We start from the raw sequence: 16,770 nt of genomic DNA, 5'->3' as shown, positions 1-16,770 counted from the left end.
CAGCATCGGCATCGGCGCCCTGGTGTTCGGCTTCACCGAGGCGGCCAAGGACAACAGCTGGACCGCGACCTCCGTGCTGACCTCCTTCGGGACCGCGGCGGTGCTGCTGGTGGGCTTCGTGATCCTGGAGTCCCGCATCTCCAACCCGCTGCTGCCGCTGCGCGTGGTACTGCACCGCAACCGCGGCGGATCGTTCCTGACCTCGATCATCCTGGGCGCGGGCATGCTCGGCATGTTCCTGTTCATGACCTACTACTTCCAGCAGATCCAGCACTACTCGCCGCTCAAGACCGGCGTCTCTTATCTGCCGTTCTCCGGAGCACTGATCGTGACGGCAGGCGTGGCCAGCTCGCTGGTGCCGCGGCTCGGCCCGCGCGTAGTTATGACCTTCGGCGGCCTGATGGCCACTGGCGGCATGCTCTGGCTGACCCAGCTACGGGTGGACTCGTCCTACCCGGCGATGATTCTGCCCGCCTTCATCGTCATGGCGATCGGCATGGGCAGCGTGTTCGTCCCGCTGAGCAACACCTCGCTCACCGGCGTGGCCCCGCACGACGCGGGCGTGGCCAGCGCGATGGTGAACACTACTCAGCAGGTCGGCGGCTCGCTCGGTGTAGCGCTGCTGAACACCGTGTTCACCACGACGCTGCTCAACTACGCGACCAACCACCACAGCTCGCCACTGGCACCGGCGGCTCAGGTGCACAGCTACAACGTCGCGTTCATGATCAGCGCAATCCTGCTCGGTTTGTCCACGCTGGTCACCTTCCTGCTGATTCGCAAGGACCCGGGCCAGACCGTCGAGGGCGACAGCGAGGGCTTGGGCGCCGAGGCACCGGCCGCGGTCGTGCACGCCGGCTGACGTAGCGGCGAGCGCCGCGCTCACGCGCAAGCACAAGGCGCTTGAGGCGGCAACTCTTAAGGCAGCAGCCTTAGGTCGACAGTGACGTTGGGGCCTTCCTCCACTTGAGTGGAGGAAGGCCCCAACGCTCTTTGTGGGTGGAGCGGATCGCTCGGTGGGTCAAGGAGCAGGTGCCGTTCGAGAAGCTCTAGGCCTTCGAAGCGAATACCGGGTAGTAGCCGCTGGCCTGGCCGGCCGCGGTCGGATGGTAGGAGTCGCCGAAGTTGCCCCAGTCCACCGAGTTGAGCCAGCTGCTGCTGTCGCAGATCTCGTGTCCGGAGAAGGAGCCGCGCACATCGCCGAAGACCGCGCCGTGCCGGGCCGCCGCCTGCTGGACCAGCGAGTCGAGCAGGTTGATGCCTTCGTCGATCTTGGCCCGGCTGGTGCCGCTGAGCCCGATGCAGCCGGAAGAGGAATTGAGATCGTAGAAGTCCGGGTAGTCCAGGAAGACGATCCGGGCGTTCGGCGCCTTGGCCTTGATGGAGTTCAGCACGTTGTCGAAGGCCGCGGGCAACGTCGACTGCGCCTGGCTTTCCGCGCTGTTGACCGCGCTCACGCAGGAGCTGGTGCCCCAGATCACGCAGGTCTCCATGACGCTGCTGAAGCCCACGTCGTTGCCGCCGATGGTGAAGGAGACCAGCGTGGTGCCGCTGCCCAGCGCGGACAGCTGGCTGCTGAGCAGGTCGCTCGTGGTCGCCCCGGAACAGGCGGCGAAGGTGAAGGACGACGGGCCGTTGGCGTTCGCCCACAACTGTGGGTAGGCACCCGCGCTGCGGTCACAGGACCCGCTGTTGCCGTAGTTGCCGGCGCCGAGGCCGGAGGAGTAGGAGTCGCCGAGCGCGACGTAGCTGGCCGTCGCCGCGTTCGCGGGTAAGGCGGTGAGCAGGGTGGCGGCCGCTGTGGCGGCTGCAGCGGTGAGCGCGACGAGGGTATGGCGCGGACGCAAGGTTCCCTCCGGGATGTGGAGTGGAGTGTGGTGCAGCTAACACTTCTGTAACTCCGATACAGCCCCCCGGAAAGGCCGTTTACGCACTATGCGAAGTTTTTGCCGTTTAGCACATTCGACGTTTATGCAGGTAAACCGACTAGTCTGGCCCGGAACCTGAGTTAGGGTTCATATTCCGCGGCTCAGACCTCGTAGACGACCCGTCCGCCGGCGATCGTCAGCACCGCGCGCGCGGCGCCGATCTGTGTCGGCGGTGCGGCAAGAATGTCGCGGTCCAGCACCGCCAGATCTGCTCGCTTGCCGAGCTCCAGTGATCCCGCGTAGCTCTCGGCGTGACAGACGCGCGCCGAACCCGCGGTGTACGCGACCAGGGCGTCGGCAAGCGTGAGTGCCTGATCGGGCAGGAAGGGCGGCGTACCGGTTGGCGCTTCCGGGGTGGTCCGATTGACCGCGACGTGCATCGCCTGGAGCGGATCAGGAGTCGAAACCGGCCAGTCGCTTCCCGCCGCGAGCGTCGCGCCGTCCCGCAGTAGCGCGCCGAATGGATACTGCTGCGCGTAGCGTTCCGCACCGAGCACCGGTTCATTCAGCGCACGCATCTGTGCGTCCTCGGCGGCCCACAACGCCTGAATGTTCGCGGTGACACCCAGTTGCCGGAAGCGCGGGATGTCCTGCGGATGAATGACTTGGATGTGCGCGATGTGATGCCGGTTGTCGGTCACGCCGTTGACTGCCCGCGCCTGCTCGAACGCGTCAAGCGCCTCCCGCACGCCACGGTCTCCGATCGCGTGGACGTGGACTTGAAAGCCGCGCGCGTCAAGCCGCGTGACAGCTTGGGCAAGCAACGCCGCGTCGAGGTAACTGTGCCCCGCGTTGTCAGTGACGTTCCCTGCGCTGTCGTAGTAAGGGCCGAGCATCGCGGCGGTCAGGTTCTCGCAGATGCCGTCCTGCATGATCTTGACGGTCGCTGCCTTGAATCCGCCCGCGCCCTGCGGCGCCGCCGCGTCGAGTCCCGCCGCCTCGGCGCGTCGCTCGATGAGATCGGCGATCTGCTCCAGGCCGCGGTTGCGGTCCCACCACAGCGCGCCGGTCACGTGCCCGGTCAGCCGCCCTTCTCGGGCCGCGCGCAGGTAGGCGGGCAGGATGTCGTCATAGCCCAGATATCCGCCGACGATCGCGTCCTGCCAGCCAGTGACACCGAAGGAGTGCAGATATCGCTGCCCTTCCAGTAGGGCGTTCAGATAATCGTCCTCAGTGAGCCGTGGTGCGTGCCGGCCGACGAGATTCGCCGCCTCCTCATGCAGGGCGCCGGCCGGAGAACCATCGGGTTCGCGCGCGATCCGGCCGCCGATCGGATCCGGCGTGGCACGGTCCACTCCGGCGATGCGCAACGCGGCGCAGTTCGCCCATGCGTCGTGATGATCTCGGTTTAGCAGGAAGACGGGTCGGTCGGGCACCACCGCGTCGAGCAGTGAACGGCTTGGTGCGCCGCCGGGGAACTGGTCCATCGACCAGCCACCGCCGACGATCCACGGCAGGTCCGGATTCGCGTCGGCATACGCGGCCACCCGCGCCACCGCTTCGCGTGCGTCCTGTGTCCCAGTCAGATCGCAGCGCAGTCGTTCCGCGCCACCGAAGACCGGATGCACGTGCGCATCGATGAAGCCGGGGAGCGCGAGCCTCCCATCCAGCTCCACGACGCGAGTGCGCGGGCCGATTGCCGAGCGCGCTTCCCGCTCACCGAGCGCCGCGATAACGCCGTCGCGCACCGCGATGCCCGAGGTCCGGGGGCGGGCGGCGTCGGCGGTAAAGCACGGACCACCCACCAGCACAAGATCGGCGGGAGAGCCTGTGGGGAGCCCGGTCATGAGCAGGAGCATTACACGTGCCGCGAGGACGCTCCTACCTACAGAATGTAAGACATGAGGATCTTCGAGCTGGCCGTCGGCGCCGGCGTGGTGGCCGCGGCCTGGCTCTCGGTGGTGGCCAGCCTGGTCATGCCGCGCGGGCTGCGGTCGAGCTACACCCGGCTGGTGCACGGCGTGGTGCGCTGGCCGTTCCAGTTCCTGGCCGACCGGTGCCGCACCTACGACGCGAAGGACCGGGTGTTGGCCTGGTCGGCGCCGCTGGCCATCCTGATCACGCTCATCAGCTGGCTGGGGCTGTTCCTCATCGGCTTCGGGCTGCTGCTCGCCGGAGCCAGCGGACTCGGCTTCAACGCCGCGTTCCGGGAGGCGGGCTCCTCGCTGTTCACCCTCGGGTTCGCCTCCAGTGCGCGCGACCGGCTCACCTTCCTGGATTTCTGCGCCGCGGCTTCGGGTCCGGTCGCCATCGCGCTGCAGATCGGATACCTGCCCGCGCTCTACACCGCGTATTCGCGTCGCGAAGCGGAAGTAACGCTGCTTCAGTCGCGGGCCGGGGTGCCCGCCTGGGGTCCAGAAATCCTTTACCGGCACGTCCAGGTCACCGGCCTGTTGGAGAACCTGCCCGATCTTTACCGGGGCTGGGAGCGCTGGGCGGCGGAGATCTCAGAGAGCCACACCAACTACCCGGCGCTGATCCATTTCCGCTCCCCGCAGCCGAACCGCAACTGGTTGATCGCGCTGCTCGCCGTGATGGACGCGGCGGCACTCGAACTCGCCCTCAACCCAGTGACCCCGAACAGCGGCGCGATGCGTATCGGGCTGCGCGGGGGGTTCAACTGCCTACGGGATATCGCACACATGGAACGAATTGCGTACGATCCCGATCCCGACCCAGACAGCGACATCCAGCTGACGTACGCAGAGTTCTCTCAGGGCATCGACATGTTGCGTTACGGCAACTACCCGATGAAGCGCACTCCAGAAGAAGCGTGGCCGCATTTCCGCGGCTGGAGGGTCAATTACGAGGCGATCGCGTACGCGCTCGCGTACCGCATCGACGCCGTGCCGGCCCCGTGGTCCGGTCCGCGTCGTACGCCGGGTCAAATTGTCAGGGTCCGCTCACCGCGGGATCGGCAACCTACCAAGGGCGTACCGGCTAGCGCCGGGGCACCGGCGGACACGAAAACCGGCCAGAACGGGACCTCCGCGAGCTGACGGCCGGTCAGCTCTATTGACGGTCATCAGTTAACGCACGGAATGCCCGGCGGCGCACTGACGACCGGAGCGGCGACGGTCGGCACAGCGCTGGGCGCTGCGGTATGGCCGCTGGACCGGTTACCGCTTGCCGCGCTGCGCGTCGCATGATGCGTTCCCGGCGCGGCTGCCACCTCAGCTGCCGCTTGCGGGATCGCGGGACCGGCCGCAGCGGTCGGCGTACTCGAATCGGACACGTCAGGGCTCCGCCCGGCCAGCAACCGCTGGGCCACCTCGCGGACCTGGATCGGGTCGATGAGGTTGACCGACTCGCCGTCCTCGGTCGCGAAACCCTTGATCGGTAGCGTGTAGAAAGTGACGTTTCCCGAGGTCACCGCACCGGCTTGCTGGACGAACGAAAGCAGGTCGAAGCCGGAGTCGACGACCACGTCCTTGCGCGCCACATCGAGGAGCGCGCCGATCTTGGTCAAGTCGTCGAAGACCCCGGCGTGCTGCAGCTTGTTCACGGCCGAGGCGAGGAACGCCTGCTGCCGGTGCGTGCGGTCCAGGTCCCCGTTGGCCAGACCGTGCCGCTGGCGCACGAACGCGAGTGACTGCGCACCGTCGAGGGTCTGCGTTCCGGCCGGGAAGTTCGCTCCCGAATACCCGTCGTGCACCGGCTCGCGCAGGCACACCGTGACGCCGCCGAGTGCGTTGGCCAGGTCGTAGAACCCCGCGAGATTGATCTCGGCGAAATGGTCGACGGTCACGCCGAGCAGTTGCTGCACGGCGTCGATGGCCGCGTGCCGTCCCGCTTCCCGGCCGAGTTGCTCGAGCGCGGCGCGGTCGCTCGTGCCGGTCGACTGCGCGGCGGTCTCGGCGTTGGCCTTGGCCCGGCCGTACGCTTCCTTGATCTTGTGCTGCCCCAGCCCTTCGGGCAGGTCCACGTAGTCGTCGCGCGGAACGGAAAGTGCCACCGCGCGCGAGCCATCCGCCGGGACGTGCAGCAGGATCAGCGTGTTCGTGTTGTATCCGCCGACATCGCTGGAGCTGCCCGCGTGCAGCTGGGAGAGGATTGCCGGGGGCAGGTCGTTACCCTGGTTGTCCCGCCGCGAGTCGAGCCCCATCAGCAGGATATTGAGGTCGCCGCCGCCGCGCTGCGCGGAACCGAGGCCGACCAGCGCGTGCGAGCTGGCCAGACCGCCCAGCACGGAGGAATGGAAATACCATCCGACCGCGGCCGCCACCAGGACGAGCGCGGAGGCGCTGCCGAACAGCAGACGCAGGATCACGCGGGCGCGGCGGGTCAGTCGCAGCCGCGTCGGCACCGGGCGACCCGATTGAGATCGACCGGATTGGCTCTGACCAGGCTGCGGACGGCCCGACTGGGACCGCGTCTGCGTCCGCCCGTTCGGTGGTGAATACGGCCGCGAACCCTGCTGAGCCGGGCGGGGACCCGGCGGGCGGGTCGGCCCGCCGCCTTGCCCATAGCCAACGCGCCGGTCCACCGCGTCTCCTGTGTGTACGCACCCGAGGATCCTGGTGCTTTGATCCTAGGAAGGGGGCGCGTGCTGCTTCGTACGCCACGACGTCGCCTCACTCTTTCGGCGCAGCACACATTGCGCCGCGGCGTTGCTAACGTGCCAAGAGTGACGAGTTCTCACCCGGCAGCACCGTATCCGCAGGCATCCCGCGACGAGATCACCGAGACGATCCACGGTCTGACGATCAGCGATCCTTATCGCTGGCTCGAAGACCCGGCCGCCCCACAGACCAAGTCGTGGAGCGCCGCTCAGGACGAGTTGTTCGAGAAAACACGCGCCGGGTGGGAAGGGCACCGCAGGCTGCGCGCCCGGATCGCGGAACTATCCGCCACCGGGGCGATCGACCCACCGGTCTGGCGCGGCGACCGCTCGTTCTTCACGCGCCGGCTGCCAGATCAGGAGCACGCGGTGCTGCTGACGGTCGACGAGTCCGGTGCCGAGCGCGTGCTGGTCGACCCGATCGCGTTGGACCCGGCCGGAACCACGACGCTCGACGGCTGGTATCCGTCGCCGTCCGGGCGGCTGATCGCCTATCAGATCTCCGAAGGCGGCACGGAGGAGTCGGTCACCCGGATCATGAACGTGGCAACCGGTGAGGTGGTGGACGGCCCGATCGACCGCACCCGGTACACCGAGGTCTCCTGGCTCGCCGACGACAGCGGCTACTACTTCACCCGCCGCCTCGCGCCCGAACTGGTCCCGCCCAACGAGGCCCAGTTCCATCGACGCGTCTACCTGCACCGCCTCGGCACCAGCCCCGATCAAGACGCGCTGGTCTTCGGCGAGGGCACGAAGCTGACCTGCTATCACCACGCCTCGATCTCGGCGGACGGCCGGTGGCTTCAGGTCTCCAGCAGCGAGGGCACCGAGCCGAACAACGACGTCTATCTCGCCGACCTCTCCGGCGCCGACCCGGCCGCGCCAGCGTTCAAGCCGGTGCAGGTGGGCGTCGCCGCGACCACTTATCTCTATCCCGGGCGCGAAGACAGTCCGCTGGCCGGGCGGGTGCTCGTGTTCACGACCCTGGACGCACCGCGCGGGCGGATCTGCACCGCCTCGACGCACAACCCGGTACCGGACGCCTGGCAAGTGCTGATCCCCGAGGACGCGGAAGCCGTCATCGAGAACCTGACCGTGCTCGACGGCCCCGAGGTGGAGCGGCCGCTGTTGCTGGTGGCCCGTATCCGGCACGCGATCAGCGAGATCACCGTGCATGACGCGGTCACCGGCGAGCGGCTCGGTTTCGTACCGCTGCCGTCGGTGGGCACCGTCGCGTCTCTCACCTCACGGCGCTCGGGCGGCCATGAGGCATGGTTCAGCTACACCGACTTCGGCACGCCGCCGCGTGTCTACCGATATGACGCTCGCACCGGAGAAACCGCGCTGTGGGCAGACACCCCAGGTCAGCCGCACACGCCAACCGTTCACACACGCCAGGTCGAGTACGCCTCGACGGACGGCACCATCGTTCGTATGTTCATCGTCTCGGGTGAGCCGAAGGACGCACCGGACCGGCCTCGACCCACGCTCCTCTACGGCTACGGCGGCTTCAACATCAGCCTGCCGCCCGAATACACCGTCTCGGCGCTGAGCTGGGTGGAAGCCGGGGGCGTCTACGCGGTCGCCAACCTGCGCGGCGGCGGCGAGGAAGGCGAGCTGTGGCATCGAGCCGGCACGTTCGGCAACAAGCAGAACGTCTTCGACGACTTCCACGCGGCCGCGCAGTACCTCATTGACCAGGGCTGGACGACGCCTGACCAACTTGCGATCCATGGCGGCTCGAACGGTGGCCTTCTCGTCGGGGCCGCTCTCACGCAGCATCCGGAGCGGTACCGCGCCGTCGCCTGTTCAGCCCCGCTGCTCGACATGGTGCGCTACGAACTCTTCGGCCTCGGCGAGTCGTGGACCGTCGAATACGGCTCGGCTGCCGATCCGGAGCAGCTCGCGGATCTGTTCGCCTACTCTCCCGTGCACAACGTGCACGAGGGCGTTGAGTACCCAGCCGTCCTGTTCACCGTGTTCGACGGCGATACGCGGGTGGATCCCTTCCATGCCCGCAAGCTGTGCGCCGCGTTGCAGTGGGCCACCAGCGGTGATCCGGCGCAGCGACCGATCCTGCTGCGGCGAGAGACCGGCGTCGGGCACGGCGCCCGCGCCGTTTCGCGCAGAATCGACGTAATCGCGGACACCATGGCCTTCCTCGCGAATCACGCGGAGTTGGCCCTGGGCTAACCTGGCGGGGATATCCCCGGCACAACGGGTACACCACGATCGTCGGCCACCAGTCGAGGGTCGAACACATCGAGTCGAGACGCCGCGTGCCACAAGCACCGGGTCACCGAACCGAACAGAAAGGCGGCGACGGTGCCGTCGACGACACCGCGGGCACCCCTGCCCCCAACCGCTGACGCGGGAGCGTCTAACGCAGTCGCGGATGCGGGAGCAGTCAGTACGGCTGCGGTTCAGGCCACGGGTGCTGACCTACGCGGCCTTACCGAGCAGCTGCGCGCGCACCTGGCCCGAGTCCGGCTGGGCGGCGATGAGCGCTCCCGGGCGAAGCACACGGCACGCGGCAAGCTGCTGCCGCGCGATCGCATCGACCGGCTGCTCGATCCTGGCTCCCCCTTCCTCGAACTCGCCCCGCTCGCCGCGCACGGCCTCTACGCCGAGCACGGCGGTCCGGTCCCGGCCGCCGGGATCATCGCCGGCATCGGCCGGGTGCACGGTCGGCTGTGCGTCGTCGCGGCGAACGACGCTACGGTCAAGGGCGGCACGTACTATCCGATGACCGTCAAAAAGCACCTTCGCGCGCAGGAGGTCGCCGCCGCGAACCGGCTGCCCTGCGTGTACCTCGTGGACTCCGGCGGCGCTTATCTCCCGCTCCAGGACGAGGTCTTCCCGGACCGCGACCACTTCGGCCGGATCTTCTTCAACCAGGCCCGGCTCTCCGCGGCCGGTATCCCGCAGCTCGCGGCGGTGATGGGCTCGTGCACGGCCGGCGGCGCATACGTCCCGGCAATGAGCGATGAAACGGTCATCGTACGAAACCAGGGCACGATCTTCCTCGGCGGGCCGCCGCTGGTGAAGGCCGCCACTGGCGAGGTGGTCACGGCGGAGGAACTGGGCGGCGCCGACGTGCACACTCGGTTGTCCGGAGTCGCCGACCACTTCGCCGAGGACGACGAGCACGCGCTTGATCTGCTGCGCGCCGCGATCGCCACCCTTCCGCCAGCCGAGCCCTGGCTGGTGCCCGAGGACCCGGCGCCCCCCGCTGAGGATCCGGCGCAGCTCTACGACCTCGTACCGACCGATCCGCGCATCCCGTACGACGCGCGTGAGGTGATCAGGCGCGTCGTCGACGGCTCGCAGATGCACGAGTTCAAGGCGCGGTACGGCGAGACGCTGGTGTGCGCGTTCGCGAAGATCCACGGGTATCCGGTCGGCATCCTCGCGAACAACGGCATCCTGTTCAGCGAGTCGTCGCTCAAGGGCGCGCACTTCATCGAACTGTGCCAGCAGCGCCGCATTCCGCTGGTCTTCCTGCAGAACATCTCCGGGTTCATGGTCGGCCGCGACTACGAGCACCGCGGCATCGCCAAAGACGGCGCGAAGCTGGTCACCGCGGTCTCCTGTGCGACCGTGCCGAAGTTCACCGTGGTGATCGGCGGCTCGTTCGGCGCGGGCAACTACGGCATGTGCGGCCGGGCGTACGACCCGCGCTTCCTGTGGATGTGGCCGAACGCGCGCATCTCGGTGATGGGCGGCGAGCAGGCCGCGACCGTGCTGGCGACGGTGCGCCGGGACCGGATCGAAGCCGAGGGTGGATCCTGGTCGGCCGAGGACGAGGACGCCTTCAAGAAGCCGGTGCGCGATCAATACGAAGCACAGGGATCGCCGTATTACTCGACCGCGCGGCTGTGGGACGACGGGATCATCGACCCCGCAGACACGCGCCGGGTCCTCGGGCTGGCCTTGGCCGCAGCCTCGTACGCGCCGCCGGCTCCCACCGGCTACGGCGTCTTCCGGATGTAGGGCGGGACGGAGACGATGAGCGACATCACCAAGATCCTGATCGCCAACCGAGGCGAGATCGCGCTGCGGGTTATCCGCACCGCACGCGCCATGGGCATCAGGACCGTAGCCGTGTACTCCGACGCCGACCGTGACGCGGCGCACGTTACCGCAGCCGATGAAGCGGTGCGCATCGGTGCCGATGACTCGGATTCGAGCGCGCCGACCGCGTCCTATCTCAATATCGACGCCCTTATGGACGCTGCGAAGGAGAGCGGCGCTGACGCGGTACATCCCGGCTATGGCTTCCTTTCCGAGCGGGCCGCGTTCGCGCGGGCTTGCGGCGACGCAGGGCTCATCTTTATCGGGCCCCCGCCGGACGTGATCGAGGCGATGGGACGCAAGGACTACGCGCGTCGCATTGCCGAGCAGGCCGAAGTGCCGGTGTTGCCGACGTATCAGGCTGATGATCCGAACATGCACCTCCCCGTGCTCGTCAAAGCTGCTGCCGGCGGTGGCGGTAAGGGCATGCGGATCGTGCGTAACGCAGCCGATCTGCCCGACGCGCTCGCAGCGGCACGCCGGGAGGCTGAATCAGCATTCGGGGATGGCACTCTGCTCGTGGAGCGGTACGTCGAGCACGGCCGTCATGTCGAGGTTCAGGTGCTCGCGGATGTGTATGGCACCGTGTTGCACCTAGGCGAGCGCGACTGTTCGGCACAGCGGCGGCATCAGAAAGTCGTGGAGGAAAGCCCGGCGCCGACGATCTGCGCCGACCTTCGCGAGCGGCTACTCTCCGCGGCGGTCAGGCTGACCGCGCACGTCAACTATGTGAACGCCGGAACGGTGGAATTCCTCGTATCAGACGACGAGTTCTTCCTGCTGGAGATGAACACCCGGCTCCAGGTCGAGCACCCGGTCACCGAACTTGTCACCGGCCTGGACCTGGTAGAGCTGCAAATCCGCATCGCGGCCGGTGAGCGGATGCCGCTGCGCCAAGAGGAGGTGACCTCGCGCGGCCACGCCATCGAGGTCCGCGTTTACGCCGAAGACGCGGAGCACGGATTCCTCCCGCAGGCCGGACGAGCCGGCGTCGTCAGGTGGCCCCGCGGCGAGGGCGTGCGCGTCGACGCCGCGCTGCGCTCGTTCGACGAGGTCTCGCCGTGGTACGACCCGATGATCGGCAAAGTGACCAGCCATGGCCCCGATCGCGAGTCCGCTCGGCAAGCGATCCTCGGCGCACTCGCCGAGACGCGCATCGACTGCCTGACGACGAATCTCGCGTTCCTGGCCACACTGGTCGGCTCGGCGCAGTTCGCTGACGCGGCGATCGACACCTCGTGGTTGGACCGTCATCCCGACCTGCCGTTCCATCCGCGCCTTGGCGCGGATGGTCCTACGCCGTTCGATTTGCGCGATGGCTGGCGGCTCGCCGGTCCGCCGCTGCCCGCGCGTGCCCTGACCGCCCAGTCGCGCGTCGCCGCAGCGGTTGCGTCCGCTCCTGCTGACGGCGTCGTGCGCGCTCCGATGCCGGGGACGGTGATCACCGTCAAGGTTGCGGCTGGTCAACGTGTGTCAGCAGGCGAACCACTCGGAGCGTTGGAGGCGATGAAGATGGAACACACGCTTACCGCACCACATGAGGGAGTAGTCGCCAGCGTCGCCGCCGCAGTCGGTCAGCAGGTGCCGATCGGCGCTGAGCTGTTCGTCATCGATACCGCGTCGGGAAATCCAGCGCCGACAGCCGAAGTGCCCGCGAGCAAGGATCCGTCATGACCGCGCGGCTGCCCCAGGTGTTCCCGCACGCCGGGCTCCCCGCTCACGTCACCGTGTACGAGGTAGGCGCCCGCGACGGACTGCAGAACGAGCAGGCGACCGTCCCGACCGAGGTAAAGGCCGAGTTCATCGAACGACTCGTGGACGCCGGCTCGACGGTCATCGAGGCAACGAGCTTCGTGCACCCGAAGTGGGTACCGCAGCTCGCCGACGCCGAAGTTTTGTTCAAGCTGCTGGAGCGGCGCCCAGGGCTGCGTTACCCGGTACTCGTACCGAACCTGCGTGGTTACGACCGGGCTCTCGCCTGCGGAGCGAGTGAGATCGCTGTGTTCGCCTCAGCGACGGAGACCTTCGCGCAACGCAACCTGAACACCACGATCGACGGTGCCCTTACCGACATCGAGGCCGTGGTAACGCCGGCGCTCCAAGCCGGGCTATGGGCGCGCGGATACGTTTCGATGTGCTTTGGCGACCCATGGGAGGGCCCGGTCGACCCGGGCGCCGTGGCCACGGTCGTCGAGAGGCTGCTGACGGCGGGCTGCCACGAGATCAGCCTCGGCGACACTATCGGCACCGCGACCCCCGGGCACGTCAGAACACTCATTGACCTGCTCGGCACCCGGGGCGTGGACCCGGCGCGGCTCGCCGTGCACTTCCACGACACCTACGGCCAAGCACTGGCGAACATCCTCGCCGCGCTCCAGGTCGGCATCACCACCGTCGACGCCTCCGCAGGAGGCCTCGGCGGCTGCCCGTACGCCGAGTCCGCCACCGGCAACCTCGCCACCGAAGACCTCGTGTGGATGCTGGACGGACTCGGGATCGACACCGGCATCGACCTGCCGGCCCTCGTCGAGACCTCCCGCTGGATGGCCGACCACCTCGGCCGCCCGGCCCCGTCCAGAGCCGTCCGAGCCCTCACAAAGGACTGATCACAGTGCTCGATCCGGAACTTCCCGCGGAGTACGAAGAGCTCCGCAAAACCGTCGAGGAGTTCGCTCATACCGAAGTCGCCCCGGTCATCGGCGACTATTACGAGCGGCACGCGTTCCCTTACCCGCTCGTCGCGGCGATGGGGCGCATGGGCCTATTCGGCCTGCCTTATCCGGAAGAGTACGGCGGGATGGGCGGCGACTACTTCGCGCTCTGCCTCGCCCTCGAAGAGCTGGCCCGCGTGGACTCCTCAGTCGCGATCACGCTTGAGGCCGGAGTCTCGCTCGGTTCGATGCCCGTGTACCGATTTGGCACCCAGGAGCAGAAGGAGCGCTGGCTGCCCGACCTGTGCGCAGGCGAGCGGCTTGGCGCGTTCGGCCTGACTGAGCCGGGCGGCGGTTCCGACGCGGGCGCCACCAAGACCCGCGCGGTACTCGCCGACGGCTCCTGGCTGATCAACGGATCGAAGTCCTTCATCACCAACTCGGGGACTGACATCACCAGCCTGGTGACCGTGACCGCCGTGACCGGTGAGCAGCAGGACGGCCGCAAGGAGATCTCGTCGATCATCATCCCGAGCGGCACGCCCGGGTTCACGGTCGAGCAGGGGTACTCGAAGGTCGGCTGGTGCGCCTCGGACACGCACGGGCTGTCCTTCGAAGACTGCCGGGTGCCTGAAGAGAACCTGCTCGGCGAGCGCGGCCGGGGATACGCACAGTTCCTGCGCATTCTCGACGAGGGCCGCATCGCGATTGCCGCCCTATCGACCGGCCTCGCACAAGGCTGCGTCGACGAGTCGCTGCGGTACGCGCGCGAGCGCGCTGCATTCGGGCGCCAGATCGAGCAGTATCAGGCGATCCAGTTCAAGATCGCCGACATGGAGGCTCGCACGCACACGGCCAGGCTCGCCTACCGGCACGCCGCCGCCCTACTGATCACCGGCAAGCCGTTCAAGAAGCAGGCCGCGATCGCGAAGTTGGTGGCGAGCGAAGCCGCGATGGACAACGCCCGCGAGGCCACGCAGATCTTCGGCGGCTACGGGTTCATGAATGAGTTCCCGGTCGGCCGGTTCTACCGGGACGCCAAGATCCTGGAAATCGGCGAGGGCACCAGCGAGGTCCAGCGCCTGCTGATCGCCCGCGACCTGGGACTGCCCGCCTGACGATCGTCAATCGCGACTGACTGACCGTCACACCGCGACCCGCCGAGTCTCCGCGCCCGCGATGCGTATGCGGACGCGGGGGCTCAGCGCGGGCGCACGTTCGCGCGCCCTCACCCCGAACACGCACCGTCCACAGTCCCGCACGCCTCGAATTGCCGACCGGCAATCAGTTCGAGACTCAGAAATACGACTCGACTCCTGAGTACGGTAACCTGTGCGGACCCTGAGTCGGGCGGCCCAAAGCGGCCCCGTCCGAGGGACACCCGGTCGCGCGCAGCTAATCCGACATGCAGTAAGTCCAACACGCATCCAGGCCACCGCAGCCCAGCGGCCGCACATCAGCAAGGCCCCAACCACCGAGGAGAAATACGCCATGGCAGCCACGCTTCAGGAGATCCTGCTCACGCCGGATAACCGCCCGAAGGTCGTCGCCGACTGCCAGACGCTGATCGACCAGGAGGTCTCCGACAAGTCGGGCATCTCCGGCACCGCGATCAAGCTGGCCTACAAGACCGTCACCGCGTTCGCCTCCGGCATCATCCACGACGCCGTGGACGCGCTGCTGCCCGACTTCGTGGCCAAGCTCGAGTCGTACTGGGCCGACTTCACCGCCTCCGGCGGCGCCGAGTTCGGCGACTACCTGGCCAAGCGCGGCGGCGAGGTCTCCGAGGCCCTGCTCTCGGTGACCGACGAGCGCGCCCAGAAGTCGGAGCGCGCCCCGCTGAAGAAGGCGTACAGCACCGTGCGCCCGAGCGGCGTGAAGAACGTCGAGGCCGCGCTCCCCCGCCTCGGCGCCCTGATCCAGAAGTACGCGGGCTGAGCGCTCAAAGCTGCCCGGAAAAAGATCCAAACTCGCATTCTCGCTGATCAAGCGTCAGAAACCGGTTCCCAGCGAACCGGCCATCTGACGCTTGATCAGTTTCTGTCGGTACCTCCTGTCATAGTCAGTGACTGGACGTCATATTTCGTCCGCACCCGACTGAAGGAGGAGAAATGTCCGCACCGTCCACCGCCGCCCCGCGCGCCGCCGCATCCGTCATCGAGCTCGAAATCGCCGCCGAGGCCGGCCCCGGCTGGCTCGGCTCCGGCGCCGAACCGGTCACGGTCAGCCTCGTCGCCGAGACCGTCCGCTTCGAAGGCGCTCACCTGCATTTCGTCACCGGGAACACGGTGGTGCGCAGCGTGCCCAGAGCCGAGGTCACCGCGCTGACCTGGCGGGGCAGCCCACCGCGAGGTCGCGGCTCGGGGCCGTACCGCAACGCCGGGGTGGTCTGGACCGAGGAGGAACGCGCCCGGCTGACCGCCGAGGTACTCGGCGACCTGAGCTGGATCGAGATCAGCCACCGGCATGAGCGCAGCATCTCGGCGGTGCGCCGGGAGGCGGTCCGCATGCGCCTGGTCGACGAACTCGGCCGACGGCTCGACGAGCAACCGGAACCCGGCGCCGCGCTCTCCCCAGGCGCCACGCACTCGTCCGGCGCCGCGCTCTCGCTCGGCACGGCCACACACGCTCTCCCGCCACGCCCGGCGCCTGCGCAGGCGCCCAGCAGCCCGCCGAGTGGATCCGGCACGGCCACACCCGGGCGAACGATCGCTCGCCCGAGGTGAGCGCCCGAGCTGTCCTGGACGCCCTGCTAGCGGACATCCCGTTCGGGAACGGCCGGGACGCGCTCGCGGCCAGCCCGAAGGCCAACGCCTTATCCGTAGAACAGCCGCTCGAACACGCCGCGGGCCCGACGCGCACGGCGGCGATGCGCGTCTAGCAAGGCCTCCTTGTCGGCTCGGTGATGATCGAGCAGGCCGCCGAGCGCCGGTGCCGTGCCCCCGCGGTCCCAGGGCGCGGCGCCGGCCCCGGGCCCCTGGCCGGGACCGGGACCGTGCTCGGCCGCGGGCACCGGGGCGCGATGCCAGCTATCCAGATAGCGCGCGATCACGGCCAGGTCGCGCGCGCCGGTCGGCACCTGATCGCCGGGGCGGCCGCGAACGAGGGTGATGCCGTTGCGCATGCGGGTCGTCTGGTACCAGGCGTCGTCCAGCAGCGATCGGTCATCCTCGCTGATCAACTCGGCCGCGGTCGCAGCCATCAGGGCCGCCCTGGTGCCGGTGACGCGCAGCGCCGGAGCCTGAGCGCCGTACCTCAACTGAAGGAGCTGAACCACCCATTCGACATCTGACAATCCACCGGGACCAAGCTTCGTGTGCAGGGCGCGGTCCGCGCCGCGCGGGAGCCGCTCGGCCTCCATCCGGGCCTTGAGCCGGCGGATCTCGAGCACGTCCGCGTCCGACAATCCCCTCGCGGGGTACCGGATCGGGTCGATCAGCGCGACGAACCGCACTCCGACGTCCTTCGCGCCGGCGATCGGCGCGGCGCGCAATAGAGCCTGCGATTCCCAAACCCGCGACCAGCGCCGGTAGTACTCGGCGTAGGAGGCGAGGCT

At 68.2% G+C, this 16,770-nt stretch carries 12 protein-coding genes and 1 pseudogene; 9 read left to right on the top strand and 4 right to left on the bottom strand.

Annotated elements, in window-relative coordinates; all coding sequences use genetic code 11:
* On the top strand, window positions 1-862 hold an 862-nt coding region (locus tag VN779_RS15495; RefSeq protein WP_325723839.1), incomplete at its 5' end, for an MFS transporter.
* A gap of 187 nt (window positions 863-1,049) precedes the next feature.
* On the opposite strand, the gene VN779_RS15490 is transcribed toward VN779_RS15495, so the two are convergent.
* Window positions 1,050-1,847, bottom strand: coding sequence for an SGNH/GDSL hydrolase family protein (locus tag VN779_RS15490; protein ID WP_325723837.1), 798 nt, complete (start codon window positions 1,845-1,847; stop codon window positions 1,050-1,052).
* Window positions 1,848-2,029: 182 nt separating this feature from the next.
* Window positions 2,030-3,715: an amidohydrolase gene (locus tag VN779_RS15485; protein ID WP_325723835.1), complete on the bottom strand. Its 1,686-nt coding sequence runs from the start codon at window positions 3,713-3,715 to the stop codon at window positions 2,030-2,032.
* A gap of 54 nt (window positions 3,716-3,769) precedes the next feature.
* On the opposite strand from VN779_RS15485, the gene VN779_RS15480 reads away from it, so the two are divergent.
* A complete protein-coding gene (locus VN779_RS15480; protein WP_325723833.1) occupies window positions 3,770-4,927 on the top strand; it encodes a hypothetical protein in 1,158 nt (385 codons plus the stop codon).
* A gap of 26 nt (window positions 4,928-4,953) precedes the next feature.
* Here the strand turns inward: VN779_RS15480 and VN779_RS15475 are convergent, their stop codons facing one another.
* Window positions 4,954-6,234 carry an LCP family protein gene (locus VN779_RS15475; RefSeq protein ID WP_325723831.1) on the bottom strand — a complete coding sequence of 427 codons (1,281 nt, stop codon included), beginning with the start codon at window positions 6,232-6,234 and terminating at the stop codon, window positions 4,954-4,956.
* Between the two features lie 321 nt (window positions 6,235-6,555).
* On the opposite strand from VN779_RS15475, the gene VN779_RS15470 reads away from it, so the two are divergent.
* From VN779_RS15470 to VN779_RS15440, 7 genes are all read left to right on the top strand, one after another.
* A complete protein-coding gene (locus tag VN779_RS15470; RefSeq protein ID WP_325723829.1) occupies window positions 6,556-8,682 on the top strand; it encodes a prolyl oligopeptidase family serine peptidase in 2,127 nt (708 codons plus the stop codon).
* Between the two features lie 159 nt (window positions 8,683-8,841).
* Window positions 8,842-10,482, top strand: coding sequence for a carboxyl transferase domain-containing protein (locus VN779_RS15465; protein ID WP_414639680.1), 1,641 nt, complete (start codon window positions 8,842-8,844; stop codon window positions 10,480-10,482).
* A 15-nt stretch (window positions 10,483-10,497) separates the two neighbouring features.
* Window positions 10,498-12,237 carry an acetyl/propionyl/methylcrotonyl-CoA carboxylase subunit alpha gene (locus VN779_RS15460; protein ID WP_325723825.1) on the top strand — a complete coding sequence of 580 codons (1,740 nt, stop codon included), beginning with the start codon at window positions 10,498-10,500 and terminating at the stop codon, window positions 12,235-12,237.
* Window positions 12,234-13,169 carry a hydroxymethylglutaryl-CoA lyase gene (locus tag VN779_RS15455; RefSeq protein ID WP_325723823.1) on the top strand — a complete coding sequence of 312 codons (936 nt, stop codon included), beginning with the start codon at window positions 12,234-12,236 and terminating at the stop codon, window positions 13,167-13,169. The genes VN779_RS15460 and VN779_RS15455 overlap by 4 nt, the downstream gene beginning before the upstream one ends.
* A 5-nt stretch (window positions 13,170-13,174) precedes the next feature.
* Window positions 13,175-14,332: an acyl-CoA dehydrogenase family protein gene (locus VN779_RS15450; RefSeq protein WP_325723821.1), complete on the top strand. Its 1,158-nt coding sequence runs from the start codon at window positions 13,175-13,177 to the stop codon at window positions 14,330-14,332.
* 373 nt (window positions 14,333-14,705) lie between these two features.
* Window positions 14,706-15,152: a DUF6918 family protein gene (locus tag VN779_RS15445; RefSeq protein WP_325723819.1), complete on the top strand. Its 447-nt coding sequence runs from the start codon at window positions 14,706-14,708 to the stop codon at window positions 15,150-15,152.
* Window positions 15,153-15,325: 173 nt separating this feature from the next.
* Entirely contained in the window at window positions 15,326-15,940 is a 615-nt protein-coding gene (locus VN779_RS15440) for a hypothetical protein (RefSeq protein WP_325723817.1), read from the top strand.
* A gap of 89 nt (window positions 15,941-16,029) precedes the next feature.
* Here VN779_RS15440 and VN779_RS15435 read toward each other — a convergent pair.
* Window positions 16,030-16,770 (bottom strand): annotated as a pseudogene (locus VN779_RS15435) (hypothetical protein); the annotation flags it as partial.

The sequence above is a fragment of the Actinocrinis sp. genome (assembly GCF_035605935.1).
Lineage (GTDB): Bacteria > Actinomycetota > Actinomycetes > Streptomycetales > Catenulisporaceae > Actinocrinis.
Note: the sequence above shows the minus strand (reverse complement) of the source record. Positions and strands in the feature narration are given on the sequence as shown.

Excerpts from the sequence above, each read along its gene's own strand:
- VN779_RS15485 (WP_325723835.1), bottom strand. The coding sequence starts at position 3,715 with ATGACCGGGCTCCCCACAGGCTCTCCCGCCGATCTTGTGCTGGTGGGT.
- VN779_RS15440 (WP_325723817.1), top strand. The coding sequence starts at position 15,326 with ATGTCCGCACCGTCCACCGCCGCCCCGCGCGCCGCCGCATCCGTCATC.
- VN779_RS15445 (WP_325723819.1), top strand. The coding sequence starts at position 14,706 with ATGGCAGCCACGCTTCAGGAGATCCTGCTCACGCCGGATAACCGCCCG.
- VN779_RS15480 (WP_325723833.1), top strand. The coding sequence starts at position 3,770 with ATGAGGATCTTCGAGCTGGCCGTCGGCGCCGGCGTGGTGGCCGCGGCC.
- VN779_RS15455 (WP_325723823.1), top strand. The coding sequence starts at position 12,234 with ATGACCGCGCGGCTGCCCCAGGTGTTCCCGCACGCCGGGCTCCCCGCT.
- VN779_RS15460 (WP_325723825.1), top strand. The coding sequence starts at position 10,498 with ATGAGCGACATCACCAAGATCCTGATCGCCAACCGAGGCGAGATCGCG.